The 26,643-nt window shown below is 71.0% G+C and carries 28 protein-coding genes; 16 read left to right on the top strand and 12 right to left on the bottom strand.

The window, feature by feature from the left end:
- Positions 1-31: 31 nt before the first annotated feature.
- Both dapE and NNW99_RS11980 read left to right on the top strand, forming a co-directional pair.
- Positions 32-1,111, top strand: a complete 1,080-nt coding sequence (gene dapE / locus NNW99_RS11985; protein ID WP_215118724.1) for a succinyl-diaminopimelate desuccinylase — start codon at positions 32-34, stop codon at positions 1,109-1,111.
- Positions 1,112-1,231: 120 nt separating this feature from the next.
- Positions 1,232-1,990 carry a TIGR00730 family Rossman fold protein gene (locus NNW99_RS11980; protein ID WP_215118722.1) on the top strand — a complete coding sequence of 253 codons (759 nt, stop codon included), beginning with the start codon at positions 1,232-1,234 and terminating at the stop codon, positions 1,988-1,990.
- 36 nt (positions 1,991-2,026) lie between these two features.
- Here NNW99_RS11980 and folP read toward each other — a convergent pair whose 3' ends face one another.
- The gene (gene folP, locus NNW99_RS11975; RefSeq protein WP_215118720.1) at positions 2,027-2,887 is read right to left on the bottom strand and encodes a dihydropteroate synthase; all 861 of its coding nucleotides are present in this window, start codon (positions 2,885-2,887) and stop codon (positions 2,027-2,029) included.
- A 142-nt stretch (positions 2,888-3,029) separates the two neighbouring features.
- Here folP and NNW99_RS11970 point away from each other — a divergent pair, with 142 nt between their 5' ends.
- Both NNW99_RS11970 and NNW99_RS11965 read left to right on the top strand, forming a co-directional pair.
- Positions 3,030-3,425 (top strand): DivIVA domain-containing protein, encoded by a 396-nt coding sequence (locus tag NNW99_RS11970; protein ID WP_215124239.1) that lies wholly within the window; start codon positions 3,030-3,032, stop codon positions 3,423-3,425.
- Complete coding sequence (locus NNW99_RS11965; protein ID WP_215118719.1) at positions 3,422-4,006, top strand: DNA-3-methyladenine glycosylase I; 585 nt, start codon at positions 3,422-3,424, stop codon at positions 4,004-4,006. The genes NNW99_RS11970 and NNW99_RS11965 overlap by 4 nt, the downstream gene beginning before the upstream one ends.
- Positions 4,007-4,021: 15 nt before the next feature.
- Here the strand turns inward: NNW99_RS11965 and NNW99_RS11960 are convergent, their stop codons facing one another.
- Complete coding sequence (locus tag NNW99_RS11960) at positions 4,022-4,825, bottom strand: enoyl-CoA hydratase/isomerase family protein (protein WP_215118717.1); 804 nt, start codon at positions 4,823-4,825, stop codon at positions 4,022-4,024.
- 382 nt (positions 4,826-5,207) lie between these two features.
- Here NNW99_RS11960 and NNW99_RS11955 point away from each other — a divergent pair, with 382 nt between their 5' ends.
- Positions 5,208-5,375, top strand: coding sequence for a DUF3117 domain-containing protein (locus tag NNW99_RS11955; protein ID WP_003966491.1), 168 nt, complete (start codon positions 5,208-5,210; stop codon positions 5,373-5,375).
- A 115-nt stretch (positions 5,376-5,490) separates the two neighbouring features.
- On the opposite strand, the gene NNW99_RS11950 is transcribed toward NNW99_RS11955, so the two are convergent.
- A complete protein-coding gene (locus tag NNW99_RS11950) occupies positions 5,491-6,189 on the bottom strand; it encodes an O-methyltransferase (RefSeq protein ID WP_285439965.1) in 699 nt (232 codons plus the stop codon).
- A 162-nt stretch (positions 6,190-6,351) separates the two neighbouring features.
- On the opposite strand from NNW99_RS11950, the gene sigE reads away from it, so the two are divergent.
- The 5 genes from sigE (at position 6,352) to NNW99_RS11925 (ending at position 11,516) form a co-directional block, all read left to right on the top strand.
- A complete protein-coding gene (gene sigE / locus NNW99_RS11945) occupies positions 6,352-7,122 on the top strand; it encodes an RNA polymerase sigma factor SigE (protein WP_221298717.1) in 771 nt (256 codons plus the stop codon).
- A gap of 71 nt (positions 7,123-7,193) precedes the next feature.
- Positions 7,194-8,117 (top strand): anti-sigma factor, encoded by a 924-nt coding sequence (locus tag NNW99_RS11940; protein ID WP_370869131.1) that lies wholly within the window; start codon positions 7,194-7,196, stop codon positions 8,115-8,117.
- 133 nt (positions 8,118-8,250) lie between these two features.
- Positions 8,251-9,981 carry a S1C family serine protease gene (locus tag NNW99_RS11935; RefSeq protein WP_215118709.1) on the top strand — a complete coding sequence of 577 codons (1,731 nt, stop codon included), beginning with the start codon at positions 8,251-8,253 and terminating at the stop codon, positions 9,979-9,981.
- A 208-nt stretch (positions 9,982-10,189) separates the two neighbouring features.
- Entirely contained in the window at positions 10,190-10,642 is a 453-nt protein-coding gene (locus tag NNW99_RS11930; RefSeq protein WP_215118707.1) for a sec-independent translocase, read from the top strand.
- 202 nt (positions 10,643-10,844) lie between these two features.
- Complete coding sequence (locus NNW99_RS11925; protein ID WP_215118705.1) at positions 10,845-11,516, top strand: hypothetical protein; 672 nt, start codon at positions 10,845-10,847, stop codon at positions 11,514-11,516.
- Between the two features lie 51 nt (positions 11,517-11,567).
- Here the strand turns inward: NNW99_RS11925 and NNW99_RS11920 are convergent, their stop codons facing one another.
- The 3 genes from NNW99_RS11920 to NNW99_RS11910 are packed head-to-tail and all read right to left on the bottom strand — an operon-like array spanning position 11,568 to position 14,616.
- Positions 11,568-12,701, bottom strand: coding sequence for an Mrp/NBP35 family ATP-binding protein (locus NNW99_RS11920; protein WP_215118703.1), 1,134 nt, complete (start codon positions 12,699-12,701; stop codon positions 11,568-11,570).
- 42 nt (positions 12,702-12,743) lie between these two features.
- Positions 12,744-13,343: a DUF1003 domain-containing protein gene (locus NNW99_RS11915; protein WP_215118691.1), complete on the bottom strand. Its 600-nt coding sequence runs from the start codon at positions 13,341-13,343 to the stop codon at positions 12,744-12,746.
- Positions 13,333-14,616, bottom strand: coding sequence for a magnesium transporter MgtE N-terminal domain-containing protein (locus NNW99_RS11910; protein WP_215118690.1), 1,284 nt, complete (start codon positions 14,614-14,616; stop codon positions 13,333-13,335). Before NNW99_RS11910 ends, NNW99_RS11915 begins: the two co-directional genes overlap by 11 nt.
- 237 nt (positions 14,617-14,853) lie before the next feature.
- On the opposite strand from NNW99_RS11910, the gene NNW99_RS11905 reads away from it, so the two are divergent.
- Positions 14,854-15,609: a hypothetical protein gene (locus tag NNW99_RS11905; RefSeq protein WP_215118686.1), complete on the top strand. Its 756-nt coding sequence runs from the start codon at positions 14,854-14,856 to the stop codon at positions 15,607-15,609.
- 23 nt (positions 15,610-15,632) lie between these two features.
- Here the strand turns inward: NNW99_RS11905 and NNW99_RS11900 are convergent, their stop codons facing one another.
- Both NNW99_RS11900 and NNW99_RS11895 read right to left on the bottom strand, forming a co-directional pair.
- Positions 15,633-16,145: a hypothetical protein gene (locus NNW99_RS11900; protein WP_215118685.1), complete on the bottom strand. Its 513-nt coding sequence runs from the start codon at positions 16,143-16,145 to the stop codon at positions 15,633-15,635.
- A gap of 23 nt (positions 16,146-16,168) precedes the next feature.
- Positions 16,169-17,284: a magnesium and cobalt transport protein CorA gene (locus NNW99_RS11895; protein WP_215118683.1), complete on the bottom strand. Its 1,116-nt coding sequence runs from the start codon at positions 17,282-17,284 to the stop codon at positions 16,169-16,171.
- 463 nt (positions 17,285-17,747) lie between these two features.
- On the opposite strand from NNW99_RS11895, the gene NNW99_RS11890 reads away from it, so the two are divergent.
- On the top strand, positions 17,748-18,332 hold the full coding sequence (locus NNW99_RS11890) for a suppressor of fused domain protein (RefSeq protein ID WP_215118681.1): 585 nt from the start codon (positions 17,748-17,750) through the stop codon (positions 18,330-18,332).
- Between the two features lie 60 nt (positions 18,333-18,392).
- On the opposite strand, the gene NNW99_RS11885 is transcribed toward NNW99_RS11890, so the two are convergent.
- Entirely contained in the window at positions 18,393-19,616 is a 1,224-nt protein-coding gene (locus NNW99_RS11885; protein ID WP_215118679.1) for an MFS transporter, read from the bottom strand.
- A gap of 159 nt (positions 19,617-19,775) precedes the next feature.
- On the opposite strand from NNW99_RS11885, the gene NNW99_RS11880 reads away from it, so the two are divergent.
- The 3 genes from NNW99_RS11880 to NNW99_RS11870 all read left to right on the top strand — a co-directional run bounded on the left by NNW99_RS11880 (position 19,776) and on the right by NNW99_RS11870 (position 22,231).
- Positions 19,776-20,417 (top strand): DUF6758 family protein, encoded by a 642-nt coding sequence (locus tag NNW99_RS11880; protein WP_215118677.1) that lies wholly within the window; start codon positions 19,776-19,778, stop codon positions 20,415-20,417.
- Positions 20,418-20,610: 193 nt separating this feature from the next.
- A complete protein-coding gene (locus tag NNW99_RS11875; protein ID WP_215118668.1) occupies positions 20,611-21,468 on the top strand; it encodes a PHP domain-containing protein in 858 nt (285 codons plus the stop codon).
- A gap of 157 nt (positions 21,469-21,625) precedes the next feature.
- Positions 21,626-22,231: a MarC family protein gene (locus NNW99_RS11870; RefSeq protein ID WP_215118667.1), complete on the top strand. Its 606-nt coding sequence runs from the start codon at positions 21,626-21,628 to the stop codon at positions 22,229-22,231.
- Positions 22,232-22,244: 13 nt separating this feature from the next.
- Here NNW99_RS11870 and NNW99_RS11865 read toward each other — a convergent pair whose 3' ends face one another.
- Both NNW99_RS11865 and NNW99_RS11860 read right to left on the bottom strand, forming a co-directional pair.
- Positions 22,245-24,302: a serine protease gene (locus NNW99_RS11865; RefSeq protein ID WP_215118666.1), complete on the bottom strand. Its 2,058-nt coding sequence runs from the start codon at positions 24,300-24,302 to the stop codon at positions 22,245-22,247.
- 135 nt (positions 24,303-24,437) lie between these two features.
- On the bottom strand, positions 24,438-24,590 hold the full coding sequence (locus NNW99_RS11860; RefSeq protein ID WP_010047718.1) for a hypothetical protein: 153 nt from the start codon (positions 24,588-24,590) through the stop codon (positions 24,438-24,440).
- A gap of 229 nt (positions 24,591-24,819) precedes the next feature.
- Here NNW99_RS11860 and NNW99_RS11855 point away from each other — a divergent pair, with 229 nt between their 5' ends.
- On the top strand, positions 24,820-25,713 hold the full coding sequence (locus NNW99_RS11855; RefSeq protein ID WP_215118665.1) for an NYN domain-containing protein: 894 nt from the start codon (positions 24,820-24,822) through the stop codon (positions 25,711-25,713).
- On the opposite strand, the gene NNW99_RS11850 is transcribed toward NNW99_RS11855, so the two are convergent.
- Positions 25,710-26,582 (bottom strand): alpha/beta fold hydrolase, encoded by an 873-nt coding sequence (locus NNW99_RS11850; RefSeq protein WP_215118664.1) that lies wholly within the window; start codon positions 26,580-26,582, stop codon positions 25,710-25,712. The genes NNW99_RS11855 and NNW99_RS11850 overlap by 4 nt on opposite strands.
- Positions 26,583-26,643: the final 61 nt, after the last annotated feature.

Raw genomic sequence — 26,643 nt, 5'->3', positions numbered from 1 at the left:
GCACCGGGTCTGGCGCGTTAGGGTCGACGGCATGGCCGACACCTCGCTTGACCTCACGCTGGACGCCGCGGAGCTCACCGCCCGGCTCGTCGACTTCCGCTCCGAGAGCGGCACCGAGAAGCCGCTCGCGGACGCCATCGAGAACGCGCTGCGCGCGCTGCCCCACCTGACGGTCGACCGGTACGGCAACAACGTCGTGGCCCGTACGAACCTGGGCCGCTCGGAGCGGGTGATCCTGGCCGGTCACATCGACACCGTCCCGATCGCGGACAACGTCCCCTCCCGGCTCGACGAGGACGGCGTCCTGTGGGGCTGCGGCACCTGCGACATGAAGGCGGGTGTCGCGGTGCAGCTGCGCATCGCGGCGACGGTCCCGGCCCCCAACCGCGACCTGACCTTCGTCTTCTACGACAACGAGGAGGTCGACGCCGAGCTGAACGGCCTCAAGCACGTCTCCGAGACGCACCCCGAGTGGCTTGAGGGCGACTTCGCGGTCCTCCTGGAGCCCTCGGACGGCCAGGTCGAGGGCGGCTGCCAGGGCACCCTGCGGGTGCTGCTGAAGACCGCGGGCGAGCGGGCCCACTCGGCGCGCGGCTGGATGGGCTCCAACGCGATCCACGCGGCCGCCCCGATCCTCGCCCGCCTGGCCTCCTACGAGCCCCGCTGGCCGGTCATCGACGGCCTGGAGTACCGCGAGGGCCTGAACGCCGTGGGGATCGGCGGGGGAGTGGCCGGCAACGTCATCCCCGACGAGTGCGTCGTCACGGTCAATTTCCGCTACGCGCCCGACCGCACGCCCGAGGAGGCCGTCGCCCACGTGCGGGAGGTCTTCGCGGACTGCGGCGTGACGGAGTTCGAGGTCGTCGACCACAGCGGCGCGGCGATGCCGGGCCTGTCCCACCCGGCGGCCAAGGCGTTCATCGAGGCGGTGGGCGGCACCCCGATGCCAAAGTACGGCTGGACGGATGTCTCCCGCTTCTCCGCGCTCGGAGTCCCCGCGGTCAACTACGGCCCCGGCAACCCCCACTTGGCCCACAAGCGGGACGAGCGTGTGGAGACCGCGAAGATCCTCGCGGGCGAGGAGCGTCTGCGGAGTTGGCTGACGGCCTGATCCCGTCCGGGGCGCCCCCGTGTTTACGGCGCTTTATCGCGGACATGCTCACGTCCCTCGTTCGTAACCCGCGTAGATCTACGCTGAGGTGGAACGACAGGCACGACGGAGGGAGCGCACATGGCGACCGGCAACCCCGAGGGGAAGAAGCAGCCGCCGGAGGAGAAGCGCCTGGGCCCGGTCCTCCGGAGGCGGGACCAGGTGCAGGCCAGCACGACCGACCAGCGGCTGCTGGACGCGGGCGGCCCCTCCGACTGGGTGCACACCGACCCCTGGCGCGTGCTGCGCATCCAGTCGGAGTTCATCGAGGGCTTCGGCACGCTCGCCGAACTCCCGCCCGCGATCAGCGTGTTCGGCTCGGCCAGGACATCGGCCGAGTCGCCCGAGTACGACGCGGGCGTCCAGCTGGGCCGGGGCCTGGTGGAGGCGGGTTTCGCGGTCATCACGGGCGGCGGCCCGGGGGCGATGGAGGCGGCCAACAAGGGCGCCCTGGAGGCCAAGGGCATCTCCGTCGGCCTGGGCATCGAGCTGCCCTTCGAGCAGGGGCTGAACCCGTACGTCGACATCGGCCTGAACTTCCGCTACTTCTTCGTCCGGAAGATGATGTTCGTCAAGTACGCCCAGGGCTTCGTGGTCCTGCCCGGCGGCCTCGGCACCCTCGACGAACTCTTCGAGGCCCTCACCCTCGTCCAGACCCAGAAGGTCACCCGCTTCCCCATCGTCCTCTTCGGCAGCGACTACTGGGGCGGCCTCGTCGACTGGCTCCGCGGCACGGTCATCGCCCAGGGCAAGGCCGCGGACAAGGACCTCCTCCTGTTCCACGTCACGGACGACGTGGACGAGGCGGTGGCTCTGGTGTCGAAGGAAGCGGGCAGGTAGAGGTCTTTTCGAGCTCAGGTACCTCGGGGTGACGCCCTAGGCCAACCCACGCCGGGCAACGGCAGGAGCCCGATGCCCGGCGATGGATGCCACCATGTCCAGCACCTGCCGCGTCTCGGCGACCTCATGCACCCGGTACACCTGCGCCCCCAGCCACGCGGACACGGCCGTCGTCGCCAACGTCCCCACGACCCGCTCCTTCACGGGCCGGTCCAACGTCTCTCCCACGAAGTCCTTGTTGGACAGCGACACCAGCACCGGCCACCCCGTGTCGACCATCTCGCCCAGCCGCCGAGTCGCCTCCAGGCTGTGCCGCGTGTTCTTCCCGAAGTCGTGCCCGGGATCGATCAGCACCGACTCCCTCGGCACCCCCAGCGCCACCGCCCGCTCCGCCAGCCCGACGGTCACGTCCAGAATGTCGGCGACGACATCGTCGTACTCGATCCGGTGCGGCCGCGTCCGCGGCTCCGCACCGCCCGCGTGCGTGCACACCAACCCCACCCCGTACCGCGCGGCGACCTCGGCGAGCCCCGGATCGACCCCGCCCCACGCGTCGTTCAGCAGATCGGCCCCGGCCTCGCACACGGCCCGGCCGACCTCGGCCCGCCAGGTGTCCACGCTGATGATCACGTCCGGGAACCGCCGCCGCACCTCGGCCACGAACCCGACCGTCCGCCGGGCCTCCTCCTCGGCCGTGACCTCCTCGCCCGGCCCGGCCTTGACCCCGCCGATGTCGATGATCGCGGCTCCCTCGGCCACCGCCTGCTCCACGCGCGCGAGGGCCGGCTCGTCGAGGAAGGTCGCGCCCCGGTCGTAGAAGGAGTCCGGGGTCCGGTTGACGATCGCCATGATCACCGGCTCACGCGGCTCGAATTCCCGCCTGCCCAGCCTGAGCATCCCCTGTGACCTTTCCTGGTACGTCCCCGTCTTCCGCCGCCTGCGACCCTAACTGTCAGACTCGCATGGCACGATCGGAGCCTGACAACATCCGTCTTTCGAAGACTCCGAGACACCTGACCGTGGGGGCCCCGCGATGGTTATGTTCTTGTTCCTGGTCGTCGCGCTGGTCCTCGTGGTCGGCGCGGTGACCCTGGCCGTGCTGGGCGGCGGCGAGAACGGCCCGCTGCCCGAGGCCGCCCCCGAGCAGCTCCGCGACCCGCTGCCCCCGGACCGCCCCGTCGACCGCGCCGATGTGGAGAGCCTCCGCTTCCCGCTGGCCGCCCGCGGCTACCGCATGGGGGACGTGGACGACGCCCTCAGCCGCCTCGGCGCCGAGCTCGCCGAGCGCGACGCCCGCATCGCGGACCTGGAATCGGCCCTGGCGGGCGCCCGCACGGCCGCCACCCACGGCCCGGTGTCCCCGCCGCACCACGCGTCCGCGGAGAACCACGTGTCCATGGACAAGCCCGGTCCGCGACAGGAGGACCGGCCGTGAGCGACGGCGCCGCCCTCGCCGGCCCGGACGGCGCGCCGCGCTGCCCCTGGGCCCTGTCCGCCCCGGAGTACGTGACGTACCACGACGAGGAGTGGGGCCGCCCGGTCCACGGCGACGACGCCCTCTTCGAACGGCTGAGCCTGGAGGCCTTCCAGTCCGGCCTGTCCTGGATCACGATCCTGCGCCGCCGCCCCGGCTTCCGTGCCGCCTTCGCCGATTTCAAGATCGCCTCGGTGGCCGCCTTCACCGACGAGGACCGCGAGCGCCTGCTGGCCGACACCGGCATCATCCGCAACCGCGCCAAGATCGACGCGACACTCGCCAACGCGCGCGTGCTGACCGAGTGGGCCCCGGGCGACCTGGACGAGCTGATCTGGTCCCACGCCCCCGAGCCGGGCACCCGCCCGGTCCCGAAGGCGCTCTCCGACGTCCCGGCCGTCACCCCCGAGTCGACGGCCCTGGCCAAGGCGCTGAAGAAGCGGGGGCTGCGTTTCATCGGCCCGACGACGGCGTACGCCCTGATGCAGGCCTGCGGACTGGTCGACGACCATCTGCAGACCTGCGTGGCGCGTCGGTCCTGACGCCGTTTCCGCAGGTCAGCGGCCCAGGTACTTCGGCTTCTCCTTGTTGACGAAGGCCTGCACCGCGATCGCGTGGTCCTCGGAGGAGCCCGCCCGCGTCTGGAGTTCGTCCTCCTTGTCCAGGGTCTCCTCCAGGGAGTGCGTCAGCCCGTAGGCCACCGCCTCCTTGAGCGCCGCGTACGCCACCGTCGGACCCTCGGCCAGCGCCCGTGCCACCTTCTCGGCCTCCGCGCGCAGCTCGCCGGCGGGCACCAGGCGGTTGGCGATACCGAGCTCGTACGCCTCCTGCGCGCTGATGCTCCTCGGGAAGAACAGCAGGTCGGCCGCCCGGCCGGGGCCGATCACGCGCGGCAGCGTCCACGAGATGCCCGAGTCGGCGGTCAGGGCCACCCCGGCGAAGGAGGTGTTGAACGCGGCCGTGTCCGCCACGATCCGGTAGTCCGCCGCCAGCGCGAAGCCGAAGCCCGCCCCGGCCGCCACGCCGTTCACGGCGGCGACGACCGGCTTCGCCGCCTCGGCCAGCGCCCGCACGATCGGGTTGTAGTGCTCCCGCACCGTGTTCATGGTCTGCCGCGAGCCGGTCTCCCGGTCCTGGACCAGCAGCCCGATGTGTTCCTTGAGGTCCTGCCCGACGCAGAACGCCCGGTCACCGGCGGCGGTCAGCAGCACCGCCCGCACGGCGGCGTCGTCCGCCGCGGACCTGACCGCCTCCCGCAGGGCGACCTTGGCCTCCACGTTCAGCGCGTTCATCGCCTCGGGGCGGTTCAGCGTGATCGTCGCGAGCCCGTCGCTCACCTCGTAGAGCACGGTGTCGGCCATGGCGTATCCCCTCCGTGTCGCTGCTCGGGGACCTACCGGCCGGTAGGTCCCGGGTCTGCAGGACAGCATGACGGAGATCGCCGACGGGTGACCGCACCGGACGTGTGACCTGCGTCAAAGAATTCTCGCCCGTTTCCGTTCGGCGGATGTGTGTGCGGTGGCGGAGTATCGCAGTCACTTCGCCGAATTGAGTGGTTTTGCTCGCGTGCGTTGCCCAAGCGATGCCTACTGATGTTGGTCATCGGGTCCTGCGATGCGGGATAATGGCTTGGAAGCAATGTGTTCGATGCCGGTGTCGCGAGTCCTGCTCAGGGCCGCACGTGTGCCCTTCTCGGGGCCGACGGCTTTGACGATGAGCTGGGTTTCAGGAAGGGGAACGAGCATGGCGGCCATGAAGCCGCGGACGGGCGATGGCCCGCTCGAGGTGACCAAGGAGGGGCGGGGCATCGTCATGCGCGTTCCGCTCGAAGGCGGCGGTCGGCTCGTCGTCGAGCTGACCCCGGACGAGGCCGACGCGCTGGGCGATGCCCTCAAGAAGGTCGTCGGCTGAGGCGCAAGCGACCATACCCTTTCAGCTGCCCCGGCATCATCCGCGATGCCGGGGCGGTTGTTTTCTCATCAACTTCCGACTGCCCCGGCTGCCGCTTCGCTAACGTGCGATCCGGCTAGCGTTTCACCGCGCACAGCAGCCCGTCGCCCACCGGCAGCAGCGACGGCACCAGCTCCGGGCTCTCGCGCACCGTGCGCAGCAGCTCCCGCAGCCGCAGCACCTCCGTGGGCTGCGGTCCGGAGTCCACCGTCCGGCCGTTGGCGAAGGCGCCCTCGAAGACCACGAGCCCACCGGGGCGCAGCAGCCGCAACGATTCAGCGAGGTAGTCCATGACCTCGAGCCGGTCACCGTCGCAGAAGACGAGGTCGTAGCCGGAGTCGGCGAGGCGGGGCAGCACATCGAGGGCGCGGCCCGGGATGAAGCGGGCCCGGTTGCTGGCGAAGCCGGAGGCACGGAAGGCCTGGCGGGCGAACTGCTGGTGCTCCGGCTCGGGATCCACGGTCGTCAGCACACCGTCGGGCCGCATACCGTGCAGGAGGTGGATCCCGGAGACACCGCAGCCGGTCCCGATCTCCGCGACGGCCTTGGCGTCGACGGAGGCGGCCAGCAACCCCAGCGCGGAGCCCGTGCCGGGCGTCACCGAGCGCAGCCCCGCGTCACGGGCCCGGTCCCGGGCCCAGCGCAGCGCGTCGTCCTCGGCGACATAGGCGTCGGCGAACGCCCAGCTCGTCTGCCGGTTGCCGGTAATGACCCTCTCCTGTCCCCGTGAATGCCTCGGCGTGACTGTATCCGTTGGGCGCGGGAACCCGCAGATGGGACCGGTCGTTTAAAGGGATGAGCAAACGGCGCGGACCGGGACGGGGGGCGGGCAGTGGACGAGGACGCCGAGCAAGTGCCGTCGCAGCAGTACGAGGCGTATCAGCCCAGATCAAATTCTCGTAAAACCGCTTATCCGGTCCTAACGGGCGAGGTGGCTATGGTAGGGGCTCCACTGGACACCACCAGAGCTGACAGGGGAGGTGCGGCTGCGCCTGTGGATCGCGGAGGAGTGTTCCGGCGCTTCCTCGGATCAGCGGGCAGGCCGACATCCGTGAACGACACCGCTGACCACAGCCACGCCGCTGACTTCGCCCAGACCGCGACCTTCTCCACCGACGCGGACGGGCAGGCGTGGACTCCGCCCACCTGGGAGGAGATCGTCAGCACGCACAGCGGCCGGGTCTACCGGCTCGCCTACCGCCTCACCGGCAACCAGCACGATGCCGAGGACCTCACACAGGAGGTCTTCGTCCGTGTCTTCCGCTCCCTGTCGACCTACACGCCGGGCACCTTCGAGGGCTGGCTGCACCGCATCACCACGAACCTGTTCCTGGACATGGTGCGCCGCAAGCAGCGCATCCGCTTCGACGCGCTCGGCGAGGACGCGGCCGAGCGGCTGCCCAGCAAGGAGCCCACGCCCCAGCAGGTCTTCAACGACGCGCACTTCGACGCGGACGTCCAGCAGGCCCTCGACACCCTGGCCCCCGAGTTCCGCGCCGCGGTCGTCCTGTGCGACATCGAAGGACTGTCGTACGAGGAGATCGCCGCGACCCTCGGCGTCAAGCTCGGCACGGTCCGCTCGCGGATCCACCGTGGTCGCTCCCAGCTGCGCAAGGCCCTCGCGCACCGCTCCCCGCAGGCACGGGCCGAGCGCCGCTCGTTCGTGCCCCGTGTTCCCGCACTGGGAGGAGGGGGCGCGAGCGCGTGAGCGGATCACGTCCTGAGTCTTCCGAGGGACACCTCGCAGAGCAGCACCTGGGAGACCGACTCTCCGCCCTGGTGGACGGAGAGCTCGGTCATGACGCGCGGGAGCGCGTACTGGCGCATGTGGCCACCTGCCCGAAATGCAAGACGGAGGTGGACGCCCAGCGCCGGCTGAAGAACGTGTTCGCGGAGGCGGCCCCACCGCCTCCCTCGGAGAGTTTCCTGGCCCGCCTGCAGGGACTACCCGCGGGCGGCGACCCGGACGGTGACGGTATGCCCCCGGGTGGCGGAGGGCTGCCCGGCGGACTGTCCGGACGGTTCGGATCGTCCGGGGCCTTCGGCGCGAAGCGCGGCGAGCGGTTCGAGTTCGGGTACGCCCCGTCCCGGCCGCATGTCCCCGTGCTGCCGTCCGACAACCGAGGCCTTCCCTCGGGGAGCCGGGGTTTCCGTATCCACGACGTCGGCCGCCCCGAGCCCGACAGATCCTCCTCGCGGCTGCGGTTCGCCTTCGCCGCCGCCGGGGCGGTGTCCCTGGCCGCGATCGCCCTGGGCGGCGTCAGCACCGTCACCCCCGGCGACGTGGAAGCCCGCGGCGGCTCCGGCACGGGAAGCAATGTGACGCCGACACGTACACAGGGTTCGGGCGCGACGACCACGCCCGAGTCCCAGCGACGCCGGGGCGCGGCGCCGCTGCTCGGACAGGGGCAGGGCCAGAGCATGCTCGGCCGGACGCCGGTCGCCCCGACCGAGGCGTCCGCACCGCTGCTGCCCGGAATCCCGCCGGTCGGAGGGCACCATGCCGTGCACGCGCTGACCGCCCCCGTGGTGGCCGGTGCCGTGGCCATGTCCCCGCTGATACATCCCCTCGCGGCGGCCGCCCCGGCCGCCCTGACCTCGTGGTCCGCGGCCCCCGAGATCGCGGCGCCCCTGCTCGCCGTGCCCCTCCCGGACCCGGCCCCGTCCCCCTCTCCTCCCGCCTCCTCGCGGACGGCCCGCTGACCGGCTCCCCTGCGCACCGGGCGGCGAACCTGATTGAATCCGGGGGTTGTCGCCCGCTGCCGAGGTGTGGCCGGGCGCCGATTCGACGAACCGCGGCCACCGCATCGAGCCGTGCCGCGGCTGTGGGGAGAGCATGAACGAGGGGAAGCCCACGAAGGCGAAGTGGTGGAGCCGTCCACGGCCGCAGGACGCTCCGGGGGAGCAGGGGGAGTCAGGGGAGCATGAGGGGCAGGGGGCGGCCCCGGAGGACTCAGCCGACACCGACGGTGACTTCGAGCTGGCGCGGCCCGCCGTGCGGCAGGACGAGGACGCGGGGGACTACGAGTTGAGGGGTCCGGAGGAGCCCGCCGACACCGCGGTGGAGCCCGCTGACGCCGTCGTGGAGCCCGCCGTGCCGGTCGGCGGCGCTCCCAAGCCGCTGCACGATCCCGACCCCTACAGCACCCCGCCCTACGGCGAACCGGGCCCCTGGGCGCCCGCGCCGCCCGTCCAGCACCCGGCGGCGACGCCGACGCACGGCACGGCGATACCGAGTCAGCCGAACCAGACGTCCATACCGGCGGCGTCGGCACCCCCTCCCGGCATCCCGGCACCGGCCCCGGCTCCGGCACCCGCACCGGCTCCTGAATCCGCGGCCCCCGCCCCCGCCCCCGCTCCCGACCCCTGGCAGCGTTACGACCCCTGGGCGGCTCCCGCGGCCGCCGGGCCTCTCCAGCAGACCGGGGCCGGTGTGCCCAGTACGGAGCAGCGGCGCAGGCGGGGCAGGAAGGCGCTGGTGGGTGCCGCCGTGGTGCTGGCGCTCGTGTCCGGGGGGTTCGGCGGCGTGGTAGGGACGTATCTGGAGCGGAACGGGGGCATCGGGTCCGTCGAGCTGCCGCAGGCCGGGAAGGAGTCCGCGGGGCGGGACTCCGGCAGTGTGGCCGGGATCGCCCAGCGGACTCTGCCCAGCGTGGTCACCCTGCATGTGAGCGGCGGCGGAGAACAGGGCACCGGCACCGGCTTCGTGCTCGACGACCGCGGGCACATCCTCACCAACAATCACGTCGTGCGGCCCGCCGGATCCACCGGCGAGATCACCGTGACCTTCAACAGCGGGGAGACCGCCCAGGCCGAGCTCGTCGGCCAGGACAGCGGCTACGACCTCGCCGTCGTGAAGGTGAAGGGCGTACGCGGCCTCACCCCGCTGCCCCTCGGCAACTCGGACAACATGCAGGTCGGCGATCCGGTCGTGGCCATCGGCGCGCCCTTCGACCTGGCCGGCACCGTCACCTCCGGCATCATCAGCGCCAAGCAGCGGCCCATCACGGCGGGCGGCGAGAAGGGCGACGGCAGCGACGTGTCGTACGTCGACGCGCTCCAGACCGACGCGCCCATCAACCCCGGCAACTCCGGCGGGCCGCTGCTGGACTCCCGGGGCCGGGTCATCGGCATCAACTCGGCCATCCGCTCGGCGGGCAGCGGCTCCGAACCGGACAGCGGCCAGTCCGGCTCCATAGGCCTCGGCTTCGCCATACCCATCAACCAGGGCAAACGCGTGGCCGAGGAGCTGATCAACACCGGGAAGGCGACCCACCCGGTGATCGGCGTCACCCTGGACATGGACTACACGGGCGACGGCGCCCGGGTCGCCGCCGAGGGCAGCGAGGGCGGAGCCCCGGTCACCGCGGGCGGGCCGGGTGCCAAGGCCGGGATCAAGGCGGGCGACGTCATCACAGCCGTCGATGGCCAGCGGGTCCACTCGGGCGAGGAACTGATCGTCAAGACCCGGGCCCACCGCCCCGGCGACCGGCTGGAGCTGACGCTGGAGCGCGGAGGCAAGGAACGGACTCTCTCCCTCGTCCTCGGCTCCTCCGGCGGCGGCTGAGACGTGATGTCCGGGACGCACAGGGACCAAGAAGGCAAACAATTCGGAAAGCGCTCCCACTCCCCGCGGCCGGAGGTCTCGGGACAGTACCGGTCGGACAGGAACGCCGGGTACCGTGGATCCGGCCCGGACCACGGCAAGACCCGCACCGACCACCGAGGGCCGACCACCGAGGGCCGAGGACCGCGGACATCGCAAGGAGCTTCAGGTGTTCAATGACATAGGACCACTCGAGCTGGTGACGCTCATCGTCCTCGCCGTGCTCGTCTTCGGTCCGGACAAGCTCCCCAAGGTCATCCAGGACGTGACGCGCACCATCCGGAAGATCCGCGAGTTCTCGGAGAGCGCCAAGCACGACATCCGGGAGGAACTCGGCCCGGAGTTCAAGGACTTCGAGTTCGAGGACCTCAACCCCAAGGCGTTCATCCGCAAGCAGCTGGACAACGAGGACCTGGGGCTCAAGGAGATCCGCAACGGCTTCGACCTGAAGAAGGAGATGGCCGAGGTCACCGACGCCGTCCACAGCCGTGACTCCGACGCGTCCTCCTCCTCGTCGTCCTCCGCTGCCGCAGGTTCGTCGGGGGGCCGTATCGACATGACGAAGAAGCCCGAGACGCCCGACCGGGACAACCGTCCGCCCTTCGACGCGGACGCCACCTGAGCGACGCGCGTGACGCGTTTCATACTCCGGTCGGGCTGTGTACGGCCTGAACAAGGCCCCCGTGCGGCCCATGCGCCGGGCGCTTTCCCTGCTGCTCGCAGCGGTGTGGCTATGCTGCCGAGTTGTTGTGCGGACCGGAAGAGTACGCCCGAAGGGGGGCGGGCCGTTCCGGACCGACTAGAGCGAGGAGGCGTCCGGGCACATGGAGACGACGAGTCCAGGAGTCGCGCAGGCGCCGGCCGCGGAGGACGGACAACAGGTCCCCTCCGCCCGGCGTAACGTCGACGGCTACCTGCGCGCGCCCTTCCCGTGGTACGGCCTCGACGAGGCCTTCACGGGACCGCGCTGGCTGATGCAGGTCGGTACGGCGGCCGACGGGGCCGTGGAACACGGGTCGATCGGGCACGGAGACGAGCCCAGGGTGCGCAACGAGTTCGTGGCCGGGGGTGATCAGGAGGCCAAGGAGAAGTTCGCGGTCGTGGTCACCGTCGCGGCGCATCCCTCGCGGCGTACGGCGGACGGTACGGGGCTGCTGGAGGCCACGTCGGTGTCCTCCGCGGCGTGGCTCGCGGGTGTGGGGCTGCTGTCCTCCACCTGGCCCGGGCAGATGGACCACTCCCTGCGGGACGACTGGCTGGAGCAGCAGACGGAGACGGCGTGGGTGCTGGCGGACGACCTCGACGGGGCCGACTGGTCGACGTTGTCGTTGCCGGTTGACGGTGTGCCGACGACGTTCCACTACCGGGAGTCGGAGTTCGGGTGGGTGCTGGCCGGGTCTACCTCGGCCGGGGTTCATGTCGGGGCGTACGGCAGAGGGATGAGTGCGTATGGGATTGGCTTCGCCGTGGTGAAGGACATCGCCGACTACGCGTGATCGAAGGGGCGCCGGGTGTTTCGGCGCCCCTTTGCCCAGCCGCGTCCAGATCTAGAACTTGTTCCTCGGAGTGATCCCCAGGGACAGGCCCGACAGGCCCCTCTGGCGGCCTCCCAGCTTGCCCGCGATGGCGCGCAGGGCGGAGCCCGCCGGGGAGTCCGGGTCCGTCAGGACGACCGGCCTGCCGTCGTCGCCGCCCTCGCGGAGGCGGACGTCGATGGGGATGTTGCCGAGGACCGGGACGGTGGCGCCGGTCGTGCGGGTCAGACCGTCGGCCACCACCTGGCCGCCGCCCGTGCCGAAGACGTCGACCATCTCGTCGCAGTGCGGGCAGGGCAGGCCGGACATGTTCTCTACGACGCCGACGATCTTCTGGTGGGTCTGCACGGCGATGGAGCCCGCGCGCTCGGCGACCTCGGCCGCCGCCTGCTGCGGGGTCGTGACGACCAGGATCTCGGCGTTCGGGACGAGCTGGGCGACGGAGATGGCGATGTCGCCGGTGCCGGGCGGCAGGTCCAGCAGGAGGACGTCCAGGTCGCCCCAGTACACGTCCGCGAGGAACTGCTGCAGGGCGCGGTGGAGCATCGGGCCGCGCCAGACGACCGGGGCGTTGCCCGGGGTGAACATGCCGATGGAGATGACCTTCACGCCGTTCGCCGACGGCGGCATGATCATGTTCTCGACCTGGGTGGGACGGCCGTCGGCGCCGAGCATGCGCGGCACGGAGTGGCCGTAGATGTCGGCGTCCACGACACCGACCTTGAGGCCGTCGGCCGCCATGGCCGCCGCCAGGTTCACCGTCACCGAGGACTTGCCCACGCCGCCCTTGCCGGAGGCCACCGCGTAGACGCGGGTCAGGCTGCCGGGCTTGGCGAAGGGCACCTCGCGCTCGGTCTGGCCGCCGCGCAGGGCGCTGGCCAGCTCCTTGCGCTGCTCGTCGCTCATCACATCGAGCGTGACATCGACGCGGGTGACGCCCTCGACGCCGGAGACCGCGTCGGTCACGCGCTGCGTGATCGTCTCCCGCATCGGACAGCCCGAGACCGTGAGGTACACGGTGACCGCGACCGCCCCGTCCGCGCCGATCTCGACCGACTTGACCATCCCGAGTTCGGTGATGGGCTTGTGGATCTCGGGGTCGTTCACCGTCGCCAGTGCCTCGCGCACCGCGTCTTCCGTAGCCATAGGACGATGGTACGGCGCTGTACCGGTGCGTAGGAAAGGCTGTCAGCGGTCGTCTGCGTCACGTCCCCGTGGCCGTTCCGCCGGGAATACGACGGGGTCGTGACGGTGGCCGTTGTGGCGTTCCTCCAGCTCCTTGATCGTGTCCTGGAGCTCCGAGCGGATCCAGTCCCGGGTGGCGACCTCGCCCAGGCCGATCCGCAGGGCGGCGATCTCGCGGGTCAGATACTCGGTGTCCGCGATCGACCGCTCGTTCTGCTTGCGATCCTGCTCAAGATTGACCCGGTCACGGTCGTCCTGCCGGTTCTGCGCGAGCAGGATCAGCGGAGCGGCGTAGGAGGCCTGGAGCGAGAGCATCAGGGTCAGGAAGATGAACGGGTACTCGTCGAAGCGCAGATCGCGCGGGGCGAGGCTGTTCCAGGCCACCCACAGCACGATGGCGGCCGTCATCCAGACCAGGAACCGCCCGGTGCCGAGGAAACGCGCGATGCGTTCCGACATCCGCCCGAAGGCCTCCGGGTCGTACTCGGGCAGGAACCGGTGCTTGGGCACACCGGGCTGGTCGAGCCGGGCCGTGCGCGGCCGGCTCGCGGCCGTGGCGCCGGTCGGCGTGCGCTCGCGCAGGGTCTCGCGCTCAGGAACCATCGGTCGCCACCTCCTCGTCCAGATGGAACTCCGTCTCCCGCCAGTCCTCGGGCAGCATGTGGTCGAGGACGTCGTCCACGGTCACCGCGCCCAGCAGCGACCCCGCCTCGTCCACCACGGGCGCCGCGACCATGTCGTACGTCGCGAAGAACCCGGCGATGGCCGGCAGGTCCGCCTCGGGGTCGAGCGGTTGCAGATCGCTGTCCAGGATCGAGCTGACCAGCGAGGGCGGTGGCTCGCGCAGCAGGCGCTGGAAGTGGACCGTGCCCAGATACTTGCCGGTCGGTGTCTCGTCCGGTGGCCGGCAGACGTAGACCTGGGCGGCCAGGGCGGGGGAGAGGTCGGGCTCGCGGATGCGGGCGAGGGCGTCGGCGACGGACGCGTCCGGGCGCAGCACGATGGGCTCGGTGGTCATCAGACCGCCCGCCGTGCGTTCCTCGTACGACATCAGGCGCCGCATGTCGGCCGCGTCGCCGGGCTGCATCAGGTTCAGCAGCCGCTCCTGCTCGTCCGTCGGCAGCTCGCCCAGCAGGTCGGCCGCGTCGTCCGGGTCCATGGCCTCCAGGACGTCGGCGGCGCGCTCCTCCTTCAGCTTGCCGAGGATCTCGATCTGGTCGTCCTCCGGCAGCTCCTCCAGCACATCGGCCAGCCGGTCGTCGTCGAGGGCGGCGGCGACCTCGGCCCGGCGCTTGGGGGAGAGGTGGTGCAGGACGTTGGCCAGGTCGGCGGCGCGCAACTGCTCGAAGGTGGCGAGCAGGTTCTCCGCGCCCTGCCCCTGCTCCTCCAGGGAGAAGCCGGTGACGGCGGTCCACTCGACGGTCAGCGCCTCGCCCTTGGCCCGCCGGAAGGCGCTGCCCTTTCTGCCCTTGCGGACGAAGACCCGGTCGATCTCCCACTCCCGGCGGGCCGGCAGCTGATGCACCGACAGGTCGAGGACGGTGACGTCCTCGCCGGTCTCGGTGAGCGTCACACGCCGGTCCAGCAGCTCCCCGAAGACCAGCCGCTCGGTGGGCCGCTGCTCGAAGCGCCGCACGTTGAGCACGCCGGTCGTGATGACCTGGCCCGACTGGATGGCGGTGACCCGGGTCATGGGCAGGAAGATGCGGCGGCGGGTGGCGAGTTCGACGACGAGGCCGAGCAGTCTCGGCGGCCGTTGCGCCACCCGCAGCATGACGACCAGATCGCGCACCCGCCCCACCTGGTCCCCCGCGGGGTCGAAGACGGCGACACCGGAGAGGTGCGATACGAAGATCCGGGGGGCGCCCGCTGCCATGGCCGCGGCTCCTTTACGTGCGGGGTGTTTCGTGGTGCCTGTCCTTGCGTCCGGCTCTGTGCCGGTCTGTGTAGCCGTCTGTTCCGAATTGCCCGCTCGGGTGGGCTTCAGGCTAGCCCGTCCCGATCGGTGGTGCGTCGGCGGGCGGTCCGGACGGACTGGCTCCGACCTGCCCGCACGTGCCCGGTACCCTGCGGTACGCCGTTCAGGTCTCCCCGCAGAGAGGCAGCTCCACCAGTGACTCCGATTCGCCACGGCCGAAGCCGTAGTGCCGTCCTCGCGAGCGCGATGTGCGCACTGCTCGTGACGGGGACGGTGCTCACCGGCTGCGCGGAGGATCCGAACGAGGGCACCAACGGGGTCGGCAGGCTTCCCGCCGGGAAGATCCAGACCAAGACCCGCACGGCCGCCGAGTCCGCCGGGGCGGTCCGGGTGCACGGCAGCGTCGTCAGCGGCGAGAAGACGTACGCGCTCGACATGCGGCTGAAGGACGACGGCGGCGAGGGATCGGTGACCACCGAGGGGACGACCTTCCAGGTGCTGCGCATCGGCGAGCAGCTCTTCGTCAAGGCCGACGCCGAGTTCTGGAGTCACGGCGACGGCCAGGGCGGGAAGGGCGACGGGGACGCGGCGGCGGCCTCCAAGCTCGGCGGCAAGTTCGTGAAGGTGCCGCAGGGCGACCCGGCGTACAAGAAGTTCAGTGGTTTCACGGACAAGGGTGTCCTCCTCGACGGTCTGCTGACCCTGCACGGCACACTCGCGACGGACGGCCACGAGGAGCAGGCGGGCGTCCGCACCATCCGCATCACCGGCGACAAGGGCTCCGGCGGCGCCCTGGAGGTCTCCCTGGAGGGCACGCCGTATCCGCTGCGCCTGGAGCGGGCCGGCGGCGCGGGCACCCTCACCTTCTCCGCCTGGGGAGAGGACTTCTCCCTCAGGGAGCCGGAGAAGAACGAGACGGTGGACTACGGCCGGCAGCTGCCGACGTCGTAGCGACGGCTCCGCGCGTCCGGCGGCTATGTGCGTTTGCGCTTCTTCAGCAGCAGACGGGGCAGGCCCGCCGGGATCGGCCGGCGGGTGATCGCCGGGGACGGCAGCGGCGGCTCGGACAGGGAGCCGTCGGGCAGGGGTGCCCTCGCCCCGGTCGGTTCCAGGCGCAGCACCCGGCATTCGCGGGCCCAGCGGCCGGTCATCGCCTCGCCGTCGGGCGCGTTCAGCCGTTTGCCCTTGAGCTCGGCGACCGTCGCGTCCCACGCCTCGGAGCCCGGCGCCAGCTCGGTGACCCGGGCCGTCCAGGAGACCAGCCGGCCTCCCTTGTCCTTGCTGCGGACCGTCACCCGGGCCTCGGCCCCGTCGGCGAGACCCGGCAGGGGCTGCTCGCCCGGCCCGTCGCCGATCAGGCACGCGGCACCCTCGTGCCACACGTGCCAGAGCGCACGCGCCGGGCCGTCGGGGCCCTGCACCCAGACGAGGCCGGACTTCTTGGTGGCCTCCTCGACGAGGGCCTGGCCGAGCAGCTCGCTTGTCATGGTCCCCAGCCTATCCAGGCTGCTCACAGCCACCCGTTCCGCTTCAGCGTGCGGTGGATGCCGAGGCAGATGACCACGGTGATGCCCATGATCACCGGGTAGCCGTACCGCCAGTGCAGCTCCGGCATGTGGTCGAAGTTCATGCCGTACACCCCGCACACCATCGTCGGTACGGCGATGATCGCGGCCCATGAGGTGATCTTCCGCATGTCCTCGTTCTGCGCGACGGACGCCTGCGCGAGGTTGGCCTGGAGGATGGAGTTGAGCAGCTCGTCGAAGCCGAGGACCTGCTCCTGGACCCGGGCCAGGTGGTCGGCCACGTCCCGGAAGTACTTCTGGATGTCCGGGTCGATCAGCAGCATCGGCCGCTCGCTCAGCAGCTGCATGGGCCGCAGCAGCGGCGACACGGCCCGCTTGAACTCCAGCACCTCGCGCTTGAGTTGGTAGATCCGGCCGGCGTCCGAACCGCGCGGCGAGCCCTTGCGCCCCGGGGAGAACACCTCGGTCTCCACCTCGTCGATGTCGTCCTGCACCGCGTCGGCGACCGCGATGTAGCCGTCGACGACGTGGTCGGCGATGGCGTGCAGTACGGCCGAGGGGCCCTTGGCCAGCAGCTCGGGGTCGTCCTGGAGGCGGTGCCTGAGGGCCCGCAGGGAGCCCTGGCCGCCGTGCCGGACGGTGATGAAGAAGTCCCGTCCGGTGAAGCACATGACCTCGCCGGACTCGACGACCTCGCTGTTGGCGTCGAGCTGGTCGTGCTCGACGTAGTGGATGGTCTTGAAGACCGTGAAGAGCGAGTCGTCGTAGCGCTCCAGCTTGGGCCGCTGGTGGGCCTGGACGGCGTCCTCCACGGCCAGCGGGTGCAGTCCGAACTCACTGGCGATGCCGGAGAATTCGGCCTCGGTCGGCTCGTGCAGGCCGATCCACACGAAGCCCCCGTCGCGGCGCACCAGGCGCACCGCCTCGTGCGGGGTCAGCGGGGCCTCGGTCTCGATGCGGCGGCCGTCGCGGTAGACGGCGCAGTCGACGACGGCGGTGGCCGTCGCCGGGCTGCGGGTGGCGTCGTACGGGCCGCTGTCCTTGCGCAGCGAGACGCGGGACGGACGGACCACGGCGCGCAGGTCGCGAATCATCGACATGGCGGGCTCCTTCGCGGGGAGGGCAACGAAAGGCGCCGACGGCGACGGGTGGAACTACCCGGAATGAGGACGTAAGGACTACGGATGTTTGGCACGTCCACAAAGCGGGGAGCACCGCACCGTCGCGGTGGCGGGCTTCGTTACTGATTCAGCTACTGAGGCAGATCAGGAAAAACGAAACGAAGCGCTCTTCCGCGGTGAAGCGAGTGCGAGAGGTGGCGGCCGGCCAGAGAGACAGAGCGGCTACATCAGCGGCGGGAGAGCGTGGTGCTACTGCACGGTCGACTTCGATCCATTGCAGCCCCACCTCCTCCGGCCGGTCCCTCGTAAGGGAGTTCCTTCGGCGTCGGGGCTTGATCGCGACGCTTCTGCGTGCTGCCCCGAACCAGGGGGCAAGAGTAGCAGCCGTCAAAACTGTCAAGGTGCTCCTTTGCCCGCTACTGACGAGTTCTATGCTCACCGCATGGCTGATGTTCTTCCTCTGGTCGAGGCCCGGTTGCGCAGCGCCCTGGGCGAACCGGACGCGCGCGCGGCAGTGACGTTCCTCGGTACGGACCGCATCGAGGTGCTGCGCTTCCAGGACGGCGGCATCGCCCGCTACGCCACGCTCGGCATGTCCGCGCAGCCCATGACGGAGCCCACGGCGACGCTCGCCGACCCGGTCAAGGGTCCGCGCGCGGAGCTGGTCCTGTCGGTGCGCGCGGGGCTCGCCGAGACGGACAAGGTGCTCCGCCCGCTCGCCGTTCTCGCCGCGTCTCCGCAGGTCGAGGGCGTGGTCGTGGCCCCCGGTGCCTCCCTCGACGTCGGCGAGCCGCTGTGGCCCGGCGCCCCCTTCACCTCGGTCCTGGTCGCCGAACCGGGCGGCCTGGTCGAGGACCTCGAGCTCGACGAACCCCTCGACCCCGTACGGTTCCTGCCGCTGCTGCCGATGACCCCGAACGAGGCCGCCTGGAAGCGGGTGCACGGCGCGCAGGCGCTCCAGGAGCGGTGGCTGAACCAAGGGACGGACCTCCGGGATCCGTCCCGGAAGTCCGTCCCGCTGGAGTGAGGTGGACTGAGGCCTGAGTGAGGAACCTCACCAACCCATGGCCGAAAAGCATCAGTTGGCTCAGTTGGCGAAGACGGTGACGCTGTCCTCGGTCGCGTGCCTCGGCTCCAGCTCCTCGGCCTCGTGGGTGAGGGCCTTGCGGCGTACGACCACGACGACGGCGCCCAGTACGGCCGTGACGGCCGCGACCACGAAGGGGATGTGGATGTCGGTCCACTCCTCGATCCTCGGTGCGAAGAACGGTGCGGCCGCCGCCGCGAACCAGCGCACGAAGTTGTAGCCCGCGCTCGCCACCGGCCGGGGCGCGTCCGAGACGCCGAGGGCCAGCTCGGTGTAGACGGTGTTGTTCACGCCGATGAAGGCACCGGACAGGATCGTGCAGACGACGGCCGTGGTGTGGTCGCCGTAGCCGAGCACGAGCACGTCGGCAGCGAGCAGCACCAGGGAACCGCCGAGCACCTTCAGCGAGCCGAACCGCTTCTGCAGGCGCGGTGCCACGATCACCGAGAACACGGCGAGCAGCACACCCCAGGCGAAGAACACCGCACCCGAGCGGTACGGGCTCATGTTCAGCACGAACGGGGTGAAGGCCAGCACGGTGAAGAACGTGTAGTTGTAGAAGAACGCCGAGATCGCCGCCGAGGCGAGGCCGCCGTGCCCGAGGGCCTTGATCGGGTCCAGGAGTGAGGTCTTGCGGGCCGGCTTCGGCTGCTCCCGCAGGAACACCGCGATGCACAGGAAGCCGACGGCCATCAGGAAGGCCGTACCGAAGAACGGGTAGCGCCAGCTCGCGTCGCCGAGCAGGGCGCCCAGCAGCGGACCGCAGGCCATGCCGAGGCCGAGGGCCGACTCGTACAGCAGGATCGCCGCCGCGCTGCCGCCCGCCGCCGCTCCGACGATGACCGCGAGGGCCGTCGAGACGAACAGCGCGTTGCCGAGGCCCCAGCCGGCCCGGAATCCGACCAGTTCGCCGACGGATCCGGAGGTGCCCGACAGTCCCGCGAAGACCACGACCAGGGCGAGGCCGAGCAGCAGGGTCTTCCTTCCGCCGATGCGGCTGGAGACGAAGCCGGTGACCAGCATCGCGATCGCGGTGATGAGGAAGTACGAGGTGAACAGCAGGGAGACCTGGCCGGCCGAGGCGTTCAGGCCCGAGGCGATGGACGGCAGGATCGGGTCGACGAGTCCGATGCCCATGAAGGCGACGACCGACGCTCCGGCGGTCGCCCACACGGACTTGGGCTGCTTGAGGAGGCCGCCCGCTCCGGCGTCGAAGGGGTCCATTGCTTGCTCCCTTTCCCGAGACGAGGTAGTTGGTATATACACATACTAAGTTAGCCACGCTAACTAATGCAAGTTACATCTAATATGGGGGTGAAGGGTTCCGTCCGGTTGGGTGATCGTCCTTGACGCGGCGGGGCGGGGGTAGGACCGTGGGGCCCTATGAGGGGCGAACCCAGTTGCCCGAAGTGCGGTGGCCGGGTCAGGGCTCCCGGCCTCTTCTCCGACTCCTGGCAGTGCGATGTGCACGGCACCGTTCATCCGGTGCAGCCTGTGATACCGCCCAGCGTCGACGCCCTCAACGTCGTGGTGCACCGGACTCAGGTGCCGGTGTGGATGCCCTGGCCGCTGCCGGTCGGCTGGCTGTTCACGGGCGTGGCCTGCGCGGGCGACGACCGCACGGGCGGCCGCGCCACGGCCGTGGCCTGCACCGGGCCCGGGCCGCTCGGCGGGATGGGCGAGCTGATCCTGGTGGCCGAGGAGTTGGGTGTCGGCCTCGGCGCGCGGTACGCGGGTATCGACGGTCCGGACCCGGGGCCGTCCATGGACGTCGGCAAGCCGGCTCACGCCAAGGTGCTCGCCGCGGGGCGGCCGACGCCGCTGTGGCATGTCACCGGAGCGCCGGGCGACCGGGCCGTTTTCGCCGGTGAGGCGCTCGGCATGTGGCTGTGGGCGGTGGTCTGGCCCGAGCAGTCGGGGTTGCTGATGTACGACGAACTGGTGCTGGCGGATGTGCGGGACGCGGGGGCGGAGGTGGAGCTGGTGCCGTGCGGGGCCCTGTCGCCGCGCTTGCTTGAGCCGTAGCGCCTCGGGGGGCGGTGGTTCGGTTTGCGCGCGGCCGCGGGGCGGACGTGGCTGGTCGCGCAGTTCCCCGCGCCCCTTTGGGGGCGTCGGGGTGTAGGGGGCGCTTCCTTGGTTCGGGTGTGACATCGGATGTTGAAAATCCGGTTATCCTTGAGCAGCCCTGTTCGTCCCGTGAGCGTCTGGAGTCCGTGTCGTGCGTATCGATCTGCACACCCACTCCACCGCTTCCGACGGCACGGACACCCCGGCCGAGCTGGTGCGCAAGGCTGCCGCGGCCGGGCTGGACGTCGTCGCGCTCACCGATCACGACACCACCCGCGGGCATGCCGAGGCGATCGCCGCGCTGCCCGAGGGGCTGACGCTGGTCACCGGGGCCGAGTTCTCCTGCCGACTCGACGGCGTCAGCATGCACATGCTCGCCTACCTCTTCGACGCCGCGGAACCGGCGCTGCTCGCCGAGCGCGAGCTGGTGCGGGACGACCGGGTGCCCCGGGCGCAGGGCATGATCGCCAAGCTCCAGGCGCTGGGCGTGCCCGTGACCTGGGAGCAGGTGGCGCGGATCGCCGGTGACGGGTCCGTCGGTCGCCCGCATGTCGCGAGCGCGCTCGTCGAGCTGGGTGTCGTGCCGACCGTGAACGACGCCTTCAGCCCGGACTGGCTGGCCGACGGCGGCCGGGCCTACGTCGAGAAGCACGAGACCGACCCCTTCGAGGCGATCCGGTTGATCAAGGGCGCGGGCGGGGTCGCCGTGTTCGCGCATCCCGCGGCGAGCAAGCGGGGGCGTACGGTGCCGGAGGCCGCGATCGCGGAGATGGCGGCGGCCGGGCTGGACGGGGTCGAGGTCGACCACATGGAGCACGACGCGGATACGCGGGCGCGGCTGCGGGGGCTGGCGAAGGAGCTGGGGCTCCTGGTGACCGGGTCGTCGGACTATCACGGCAGTCGGAAGACGTGTGTGCTCGGGGAGTACACGACGGATCCCGAGGTGTACGGGGAGATCACTCGGCGGGCTTTCGGGGCGTTTCCCGTGCCGGGGGCTGGCGGGGTCTGAGGTTTCTCTCCTGTAGGTCCGTTTCAAGGCACCCGGCGCTGTCGGCTGTGCCCACCCGTTCCTCCCCCAGTGCCTGAAGGGCCTGGGGGGACCCCCAACGGAACGCCTGCCCACAGCGGTAACCGCGCGTTTCATCAACCCTGCAAGGCCATCACCCATGTTCGAACTCGCCGTCTTCGGCTCCCTCTTCCTCACTCTCTTCGTCATCATGGATCCCCCCGGGATCACCCCGATCTTCCTCGCGCTCACCGCCGGCCGGCCCGCCAAGGTGCAGAAGCGGATGGCCTTTCAGGCCGTCTGTGTCGCCGGTGGGGTGATCACCGTGTTCGGGCTGCTCGGGCACCAGATCCTCGACTATCTGCATGTCTCCGTGCCCGCGCTGATGATCGCGGGCGGGCTGCTGCTCCTGCTGATCGCGCTCGATCTGCTCACCGGGAAGACCGACGAGCCGAAGCAGACCAAGGACGTCAACGTCGCCCTCGTGCCGCTGGGCATGCCGCTGCTGGCCGGGCCGGGGGCGATCGTGTCGGTCATCCTCGCCGTGCAGAAGGCGCACAGCGTCGCCGCGCAGGTGTCCGTGTGGGCGGCGATCCTGGCCATCCATGTCGTGCTGTGGCTGGTGATGCGCTACTCGCTGGTGATCATCCGGATCATCAAGGACGGCGGCGTGGTCCTGGTGACACGGCTCGCGGGCATGATGCTGTCCGCGATCGCCGTGCAGCAGATCATCAACGGCGTCACCCAGGTGATCCAGGGGAGCTGACGGGGCGGGCGCGTCAGGTCCGGCCGAGCACCGAGCCGATCGCACCGGCCGCTTCCGAGTGGGCGAGGTACTCGTCGATCTTGTGCGCACGGTCGCGGCCGTTGGAGACGGCGAGCTGCGTGAGCTTGCCCCAGCGCTCGTCCTCCAGCGGGCAGCCGATGGCCACCGAGTCGGTGGGGCACCAGACGTTGACCCAGTCACGCACCCGGGGCGGCCGGTGCGGGCCGCGGGCGAGGAGCCGTTCGTTGACGCCGTCCAGGCCGAGCGGGCTGCCCGCGGTGACGAGCAGGACCGGGTCGAGGGTCTCCGGGAGCCGGGTCAGCAGGTCCAGGCCGACGACCGTGCCCAGGCTGTGCGTGACCAGCACCAGTTCGCCGGTGGTGGGCATGGTCGCCATGACGCTGTCCAGCACGGACTGCCGTACGGCGCTGTCGCCGAGGTACAGATCGACGTCCCGCAGGAACGTGGCGATGGTCCACTCGTCCAGGTCGGACCGTGCGGCCAGCCAGCTCAGCGGCCGGTGCAGCGTCCCGACCAGGCCCGCCCCGAAGCCCTCGGTGGCCGCCGGGCCGTTCTGCGGCATGCCGGCCCGGGCGGCCGCCTCGTAGAGCAGTCGGTCGTAGGAACCGGTCGGTGACTTCGCGGCGAAGATCTCGGCGGCAGCGGCGGCGCTCACCTCGTCCAGGCCGATGGCCTCGACCGCGCTCTCCTGGCCGGTCACGAGGTTGTGCAGTCTCGTGCCGTAGAAGGGGAACCACACGTCCTGCGGGTCGATCGGGGGCAGGCTGGCGAGGGTGAGTCCGCGGTTCAGGCCCGCCGTCCACTCCCGGCGGAGGACCTCGGGAACCTTGCCGTGCTGGTCCCTGCCGTGCAGGAAGAGCAGGTGGCGGCGGCCGCCGAAGGCGGTGCTCCGCGCCGGGCGTCCGACCTTGGGCTGCTGGGCATCCGTTCCGCTCTCGGTTGCCGGAGTGGTGGAGGCCGGTGGGGGCGTGACGCCGGGCAGCGTCGGCGCGGGGAGCGGGGCCGTGCTCTGGTCCAGGCCCGAGTCCGGGCCCATCTCGGTCAGCAGGGCGCGCCGGGCGGGGTCGAGGTCCAGCCGGGCCAGGTGTTTGAGGATCACGCTGATGCGGACGCCCTCGTTGGCGACCCACTCGATCGCGTCGTCGCCGTCTCCCTCGTGCCAGGGCTGCCCGTCCTTGCGCAGGACGCGGCCCCGGTCGTCCTTCTTCGGCACGCCGCTGTGATGCAGGGCCACGACCTCCCACTGGTCGTTGAAGACGGGGGAGCCGGAGTTGCCGGGGCGCGTGTCGGTCCGGTAGTGGACGAAGTCGTCGAGCCGTACCAGCACCGCGTTGTCGCGCAGAACGATCTCCTTGAGGCGCCCGTCCGGGTGACCGATGATGTTCACCTTCTCGCCGAGCACCAGCTTGCCGATCTGCACGCTGAGCCGGTTCCAGCCGAAGATCTCGCCCGGCGGGCGGCCGTCCGGGGCGGGTGCGACCGCGACCAGGGCGAAGTCCAGCCGTCTGTCCGCGGCGAAGAAGGCCCCCGGGTCGAGCTCCATGCGGACGGTGGCGTCGGGGAGGTTGTCGACCGTGACCTGGGCGTTGAACTCGGCGAAGCACCGGCGGGCGAAGCTCTCGTCGGGCAGTACGTGGTGGTTGGTCAGCATCAGCCGCGGCGACACCAGGAAGCCGGTGCCGTGCGGCAGCTCACGGCCGTCGCGGCGCAGGGTGATCCGGGCGACCGAGGACCCGGCCCTGACCCCGCGCGGCAGGAAGCTCCAGGCCTGAAGCTCGTTGGACAGGTCGATGATGCGTTCGTTGGCGTCGGGCAGGTCCATGGCCTCGGCGTGGATGTCCGCCACGACCGCGGAGGGCGACAGACCGCCCCGCTCGAGGATCCGGTCCGCGCGGACGGCGAGCGCGTCCGGGGCGTCCGGGAAGCGCACCCCGGCCGCCAGCTCGCCCTCGATCCGCTCACGCTCCGCGGTGGAGTCCTCGTACCGCCGCGCGGCCTCGTCCCTGGCCTGCTGGTGCAGCTCCCCGTTCGACCGGCCCGTCTCGGACATGTGTCCCACCGTCCTGTTCGCTCTCGCTGGGCCCCCCAGCCAGTACGCCCCCGGTCACAGCGGTCCGCAACAGCGACAGCCCCCGCGCGGCCGGTGCCGGGCGGGGGCTGTCGAAGTGGGGGAGAGCTGCGCGCGTTATGAGGCCGTGGTCCCGGCCGGGCGGATCCAGAGGCGCTGCCCGGTGGCGGCGGCCTGCTGAACGATCCGGTTGACGGAGGCGGCGTCCACGACGGTCGTGTCCACGGGCGTGCCGTCGACATCGTCGAGGTGCATGATTTCGAAGCGCAAGGGCTTCTCCCTTCGTCTGGTCATCCTCCTGAGGAGAACTACTTGGTGTGGCGGCCCACGAGGCGTCGGTGCCCGGTGTTCCATATGGGTCAACAGGACTGCATGGTTCAAACATTCCCTACGCTAAGGAAATTTTTCGAACGGCTAATTACTGTGCCGTAAGAGTGTCGTTACGGGACCGACCGGGACCGTTTGTGTTCGCAGCGTGACCGCCAGGACAATGGAAGTGATGAACGACGACCTCGCGGCCCTGAGCGCCCGCATCGACCACACCAACGAGCTGCTCCAGCGCATGCTCGCCGAGGTGGCGAAGACACCCTCGACCCATGCGATCTTCGTCGATGCCGGGTACCTCTACGCGGCCGCGGGACGGCTCGCCGCCGGTACGGAGGACCGCCGCGCGTTCGATCTGGACGCCGAGGGCCTGATCGACGCGCTGATCGACAAGGCCCGCACGATCTTCGCGGACAGCAGGCTGCTGCGGGTCTACTGGTACGACGGCGCCCGCCGCCGCATCCACACGGCGGAGCAGCAGACCATCGCGGAGCTGCCGGACGTCAAGGTGCGCCTGGGCAACCTGAACGCCAACAACCAGCAGAAGGGCGTCGACTCCCTCATCCGCTCCGACCTGGAGTCACTCGCCCGGCACCGCGCCATCAGCGACGCGGCCCTGCTCGGCGGCGACGAGGACCTGGTGTCGGCGGTGGAGGCGGCGCAGGGCTACGGCGCCCGGGTCCACCTGTGGGGCATCGAGGCGCCGGAGGGCCGCAACCAGGCGGAGCCCCTGCTGTGGGAGGTCGACAGCCAGCGCACGCTCGACCTGGACTTCTTCAAGCCCTACGTCTCCCGCCGCACGGCCGCCGCCTTCGAGGCGACCACGGGCCGGCCGACCCGCGAGGACGTGCGGTTCGTGGGCGCCCAGATCGCGGCGAAGTGGCTGGCGGCACGCGGCCGGGAGACGCTCGGGGAGCTGCTGCACGGCCACCCCTATCTGCCCGGCTCGGTCGACCAGGACCTGCTCGTGGAGGCGGAGGGACTGTTGCAGTACTCGCTGCGCGGACAGGCCGATCTGCGGCGCGCCCTGCGGGACGGGTTCTGGGAGCATCTGCGGGCGCAGTACTAGACCGTCCGGACGCCGTCCCAGAAGTCGGCGAGGGCGGCGGCCATCGGCAGGGGCCGGTCGGCGTTGGGGGAGTGCTCGGCCCCCGTGATGACCGTGCGGTGCGCGTTCAGCCGCAGGGCCATGTCGTCGAGGAGTGCCACCGGCCAGGTGTCGTCGTGCGCGCCCGACAGGACGTGGAACGGCAGCGGTGCGCCGGCGAGTTCGCCGACGCGGTCCGGCTCGGTGCACAACTGGCGTCCGGCCGCGCGCAGTTGGGCGGGCTTGTTGCCCAGCCAGCGTCGGCGCAACTGCTCCTGGTCGCCGATGCCGCGGGCGGGCCCGCCGACCTCCTCCGGCGGCCCCATGGCCTGGATGGCCCCCCACACCTCCTCCATCGACATCACGGCGAGCGCGTCCCGCAGCAGCTTCACGCGCTGCTGCTGGGAGACGGAGATCTCCGCCGGGCCCGACGAGACCAGGGTCAGGGAGAGGAAGGGGGCGTGGTCGAGCAGCACGGCCGCACGGGCGACCTGGCCGCCGAACGAGTGGCCCAGGAGATGCAGGGGAACGCCGACCGCCTCGGCCTGCGCGAGCACGTCCCGGGCCAGTTCCGGCCGGCTGTAGGCGGATTCGTCGGCCTCCGGTCCGTCCGACTCGTGCTGCCCCCGACCGTCCAGGGCGACGACCCGGTACCCGCGCTCTCCGAGCGGCTCGTGGAGCAGGCTGAAGTCCTCCTTGCTCCCGGTGAACCCGGGCAGCATCAGGACGACCCCCCTGACCCGCGCACCCGCCTTCGGTGACGACTCGACGGCGGCGAACTCACCGCGTGCCGTGCGCAGGGGGTAGGCGCGGGCGCCCGGGGGCGGGGTGAAGGTGGCTTGCCTGCTCACGGGGTGAGGGTAGCGGGTGGGGCGCGCTCCGCGGTGGGTGGCCCGCGCGCACCCGTGCACG

Origin of the sequence: Streptomyces sp. CRCS-T-1, from assembly GCF_024442335.1 — a bacterium.
Lineage (GTDB): Bacteria > Actinomycetota > Actinomycetes > Streptomycetales > Streptomycetaceae > Streptomyces > Streptomyces koelreuteriae.
Note: the sequence above shows the minus strand (reverse complement) of the source record. Positions and strands in the feature narration are given on the sequence as shown.

What these genes read in the sequence shown, in the direction of transcription:
- dapE (WP_215118724.1), top strand. Translation starts at nt 32, where the DNA reads ATGGCCGACACCTCGCTTGACCTCACGCTGGACGCCGCGGAGCTCACC.
- NNW99_RS11980 (WP_215118722.1), top strand. Translation starts at nt 1,232, where the DNA reads ATGGCGACCGGCAACCCCGAGGGGAAGAAGCAGCCGCCGGAGGAGAAG.
- folP (WP_215118720.1), bottom strand. Translation starts at nt 2,887, where the DNA reads ATGCTCAGGCTGGGCAGGCGGGAATTCGAGCCGCGTGAGCCGGTGATC.
- NNW99_RS11970 (WP_215124239.1), top strand. Translation starts at nt 3,030, where the DNA reads ATGTTCTTGTTCCTGGTCGTCGCGCTGGTCCTCGTGGTCGGCGCGGTG.
- NNW99_RS11960 (WP_215118717.1), bottom strand. Translation starts at nt 4,825, where the DNA reads ATGGCCGACACCGTGCTCTACGAGGTGAGCGACGGGCTCGCGACGATC.
- NNW99_RS11955 (WP_003966491.1), top strand. Translation starts at nt 5,208, where the DNA reads ATGGCGGCCATGAAGCCGCGGACGGGCGATGGCCCGCTCGAGGTGACC.
- sigE (WP_221298717.1), top strand. Translation starts at nt 6,352, where the DNA reads ATGGTAGGGGCTCCACTGGACACCACCAGAGCTGACAGGGGAGGTGCG.
- NNW99_RS11935 (WP_215118709.1), top strand. Translation starts at nt 8,251, where the DNA reads ATGAACGAGGGGAAGCCCACGAAGGCGAAGTGGTGGAGCCGTCCACGG.
- NNW99_RS11925 (WP_215118705.1), top strand. Translation starts at nt 10,845, where the DNA reads ATGGAGACGACGAGTCCAGGAGTCGCGCAGGCGCCGGCCGCGGAGGAC.
- NNW99_RS11920 (WP_215118703.1), bottom strand. Translation starts at nt 12,701, where the DNA reads ATGGCTACGGAAGACGCGGTGCGCGAGGCACTGGCGACGGTGAACGAC.
- NNW99_RS11915 (WP_215118691.1), bottom strand. Translation starts at nt 13,343, where the DNA reads ATGGTTCCTGAGCGCGAGACCCTGCGCGAGCGCACGCCGACCGGCGCC.
- NNW99_RS11910 (WP_215118690.1), bottom strand. Translation starts at nt 14,616, where the DNA reads ATGGCAGCGGGCGCCCCCCGGATCTTCGTATCGCACCTCTCCGGTGTC.
- NNW99_RS11900 (WP_215118685.1), bottom strand. Translation starts at nt 16,145, where the DNA reads ATGACAAGCGAGCTGCTCGGCCAGGCCCTCGTCGAGGAGGCCACCAAG.
- NNW99_RS11895 (WP_215118683.1), bottom strand. Translation starts at nt 17,284, where the DNA reads ATGTCGATGATTCGCGACCTGCGCGCCGTGGTCCGTCCGTCCCGCGTC.
- NNW99_RS11890 (WP_215118681.1), top strand. Translation starts at nt 17,748, where the DNA reads ATGGCTGATGTTCTTCCTCTGGTCGAGGCCCGGTTGCGCAGCGCCCTG.
- NNW99_RS11885 (WP_215118679.1), bottom strand. Translation starts at nt 19,616, where the DNA reads ATGGACCCCTTCGACGCCGGAGCGGGCGGCCTCCTCAAGCAGCCCAAG.
- NNW99_RS11880 (WP_215118677.1), top strand. Translation starts at nt 19,776, where the DNA reads ATGAGGGGCGAACCCAGTTGCCCGAAGTGCGGTGGCCGGGTCAGGGCT.
- NNW99_RS11870 (WP_215118667.1), top strand. Translation starts at nt 21,626, where the DNA reads ATGTTCGAACTCGCCGTCTTCGGCTCCCTCTTCCTCACTCTCTTCGTC.
- NNW99_RS11865 (WP_215118666.1), bottom strand. Translation starts at nt 24,302, where the DNA reads ATGTCCGAGACGGGCCGGTCGAACGGGGAGCTGCACCAGCAGGCCAGG.
- NNW99_RS11855 (WP_215118665.1), top strand. Translation starts at nt 24,820, where the DNA reads ATGAACGACGACCTCGCGGCCCTGAGCGCCCGCATCGACCACACCAAC.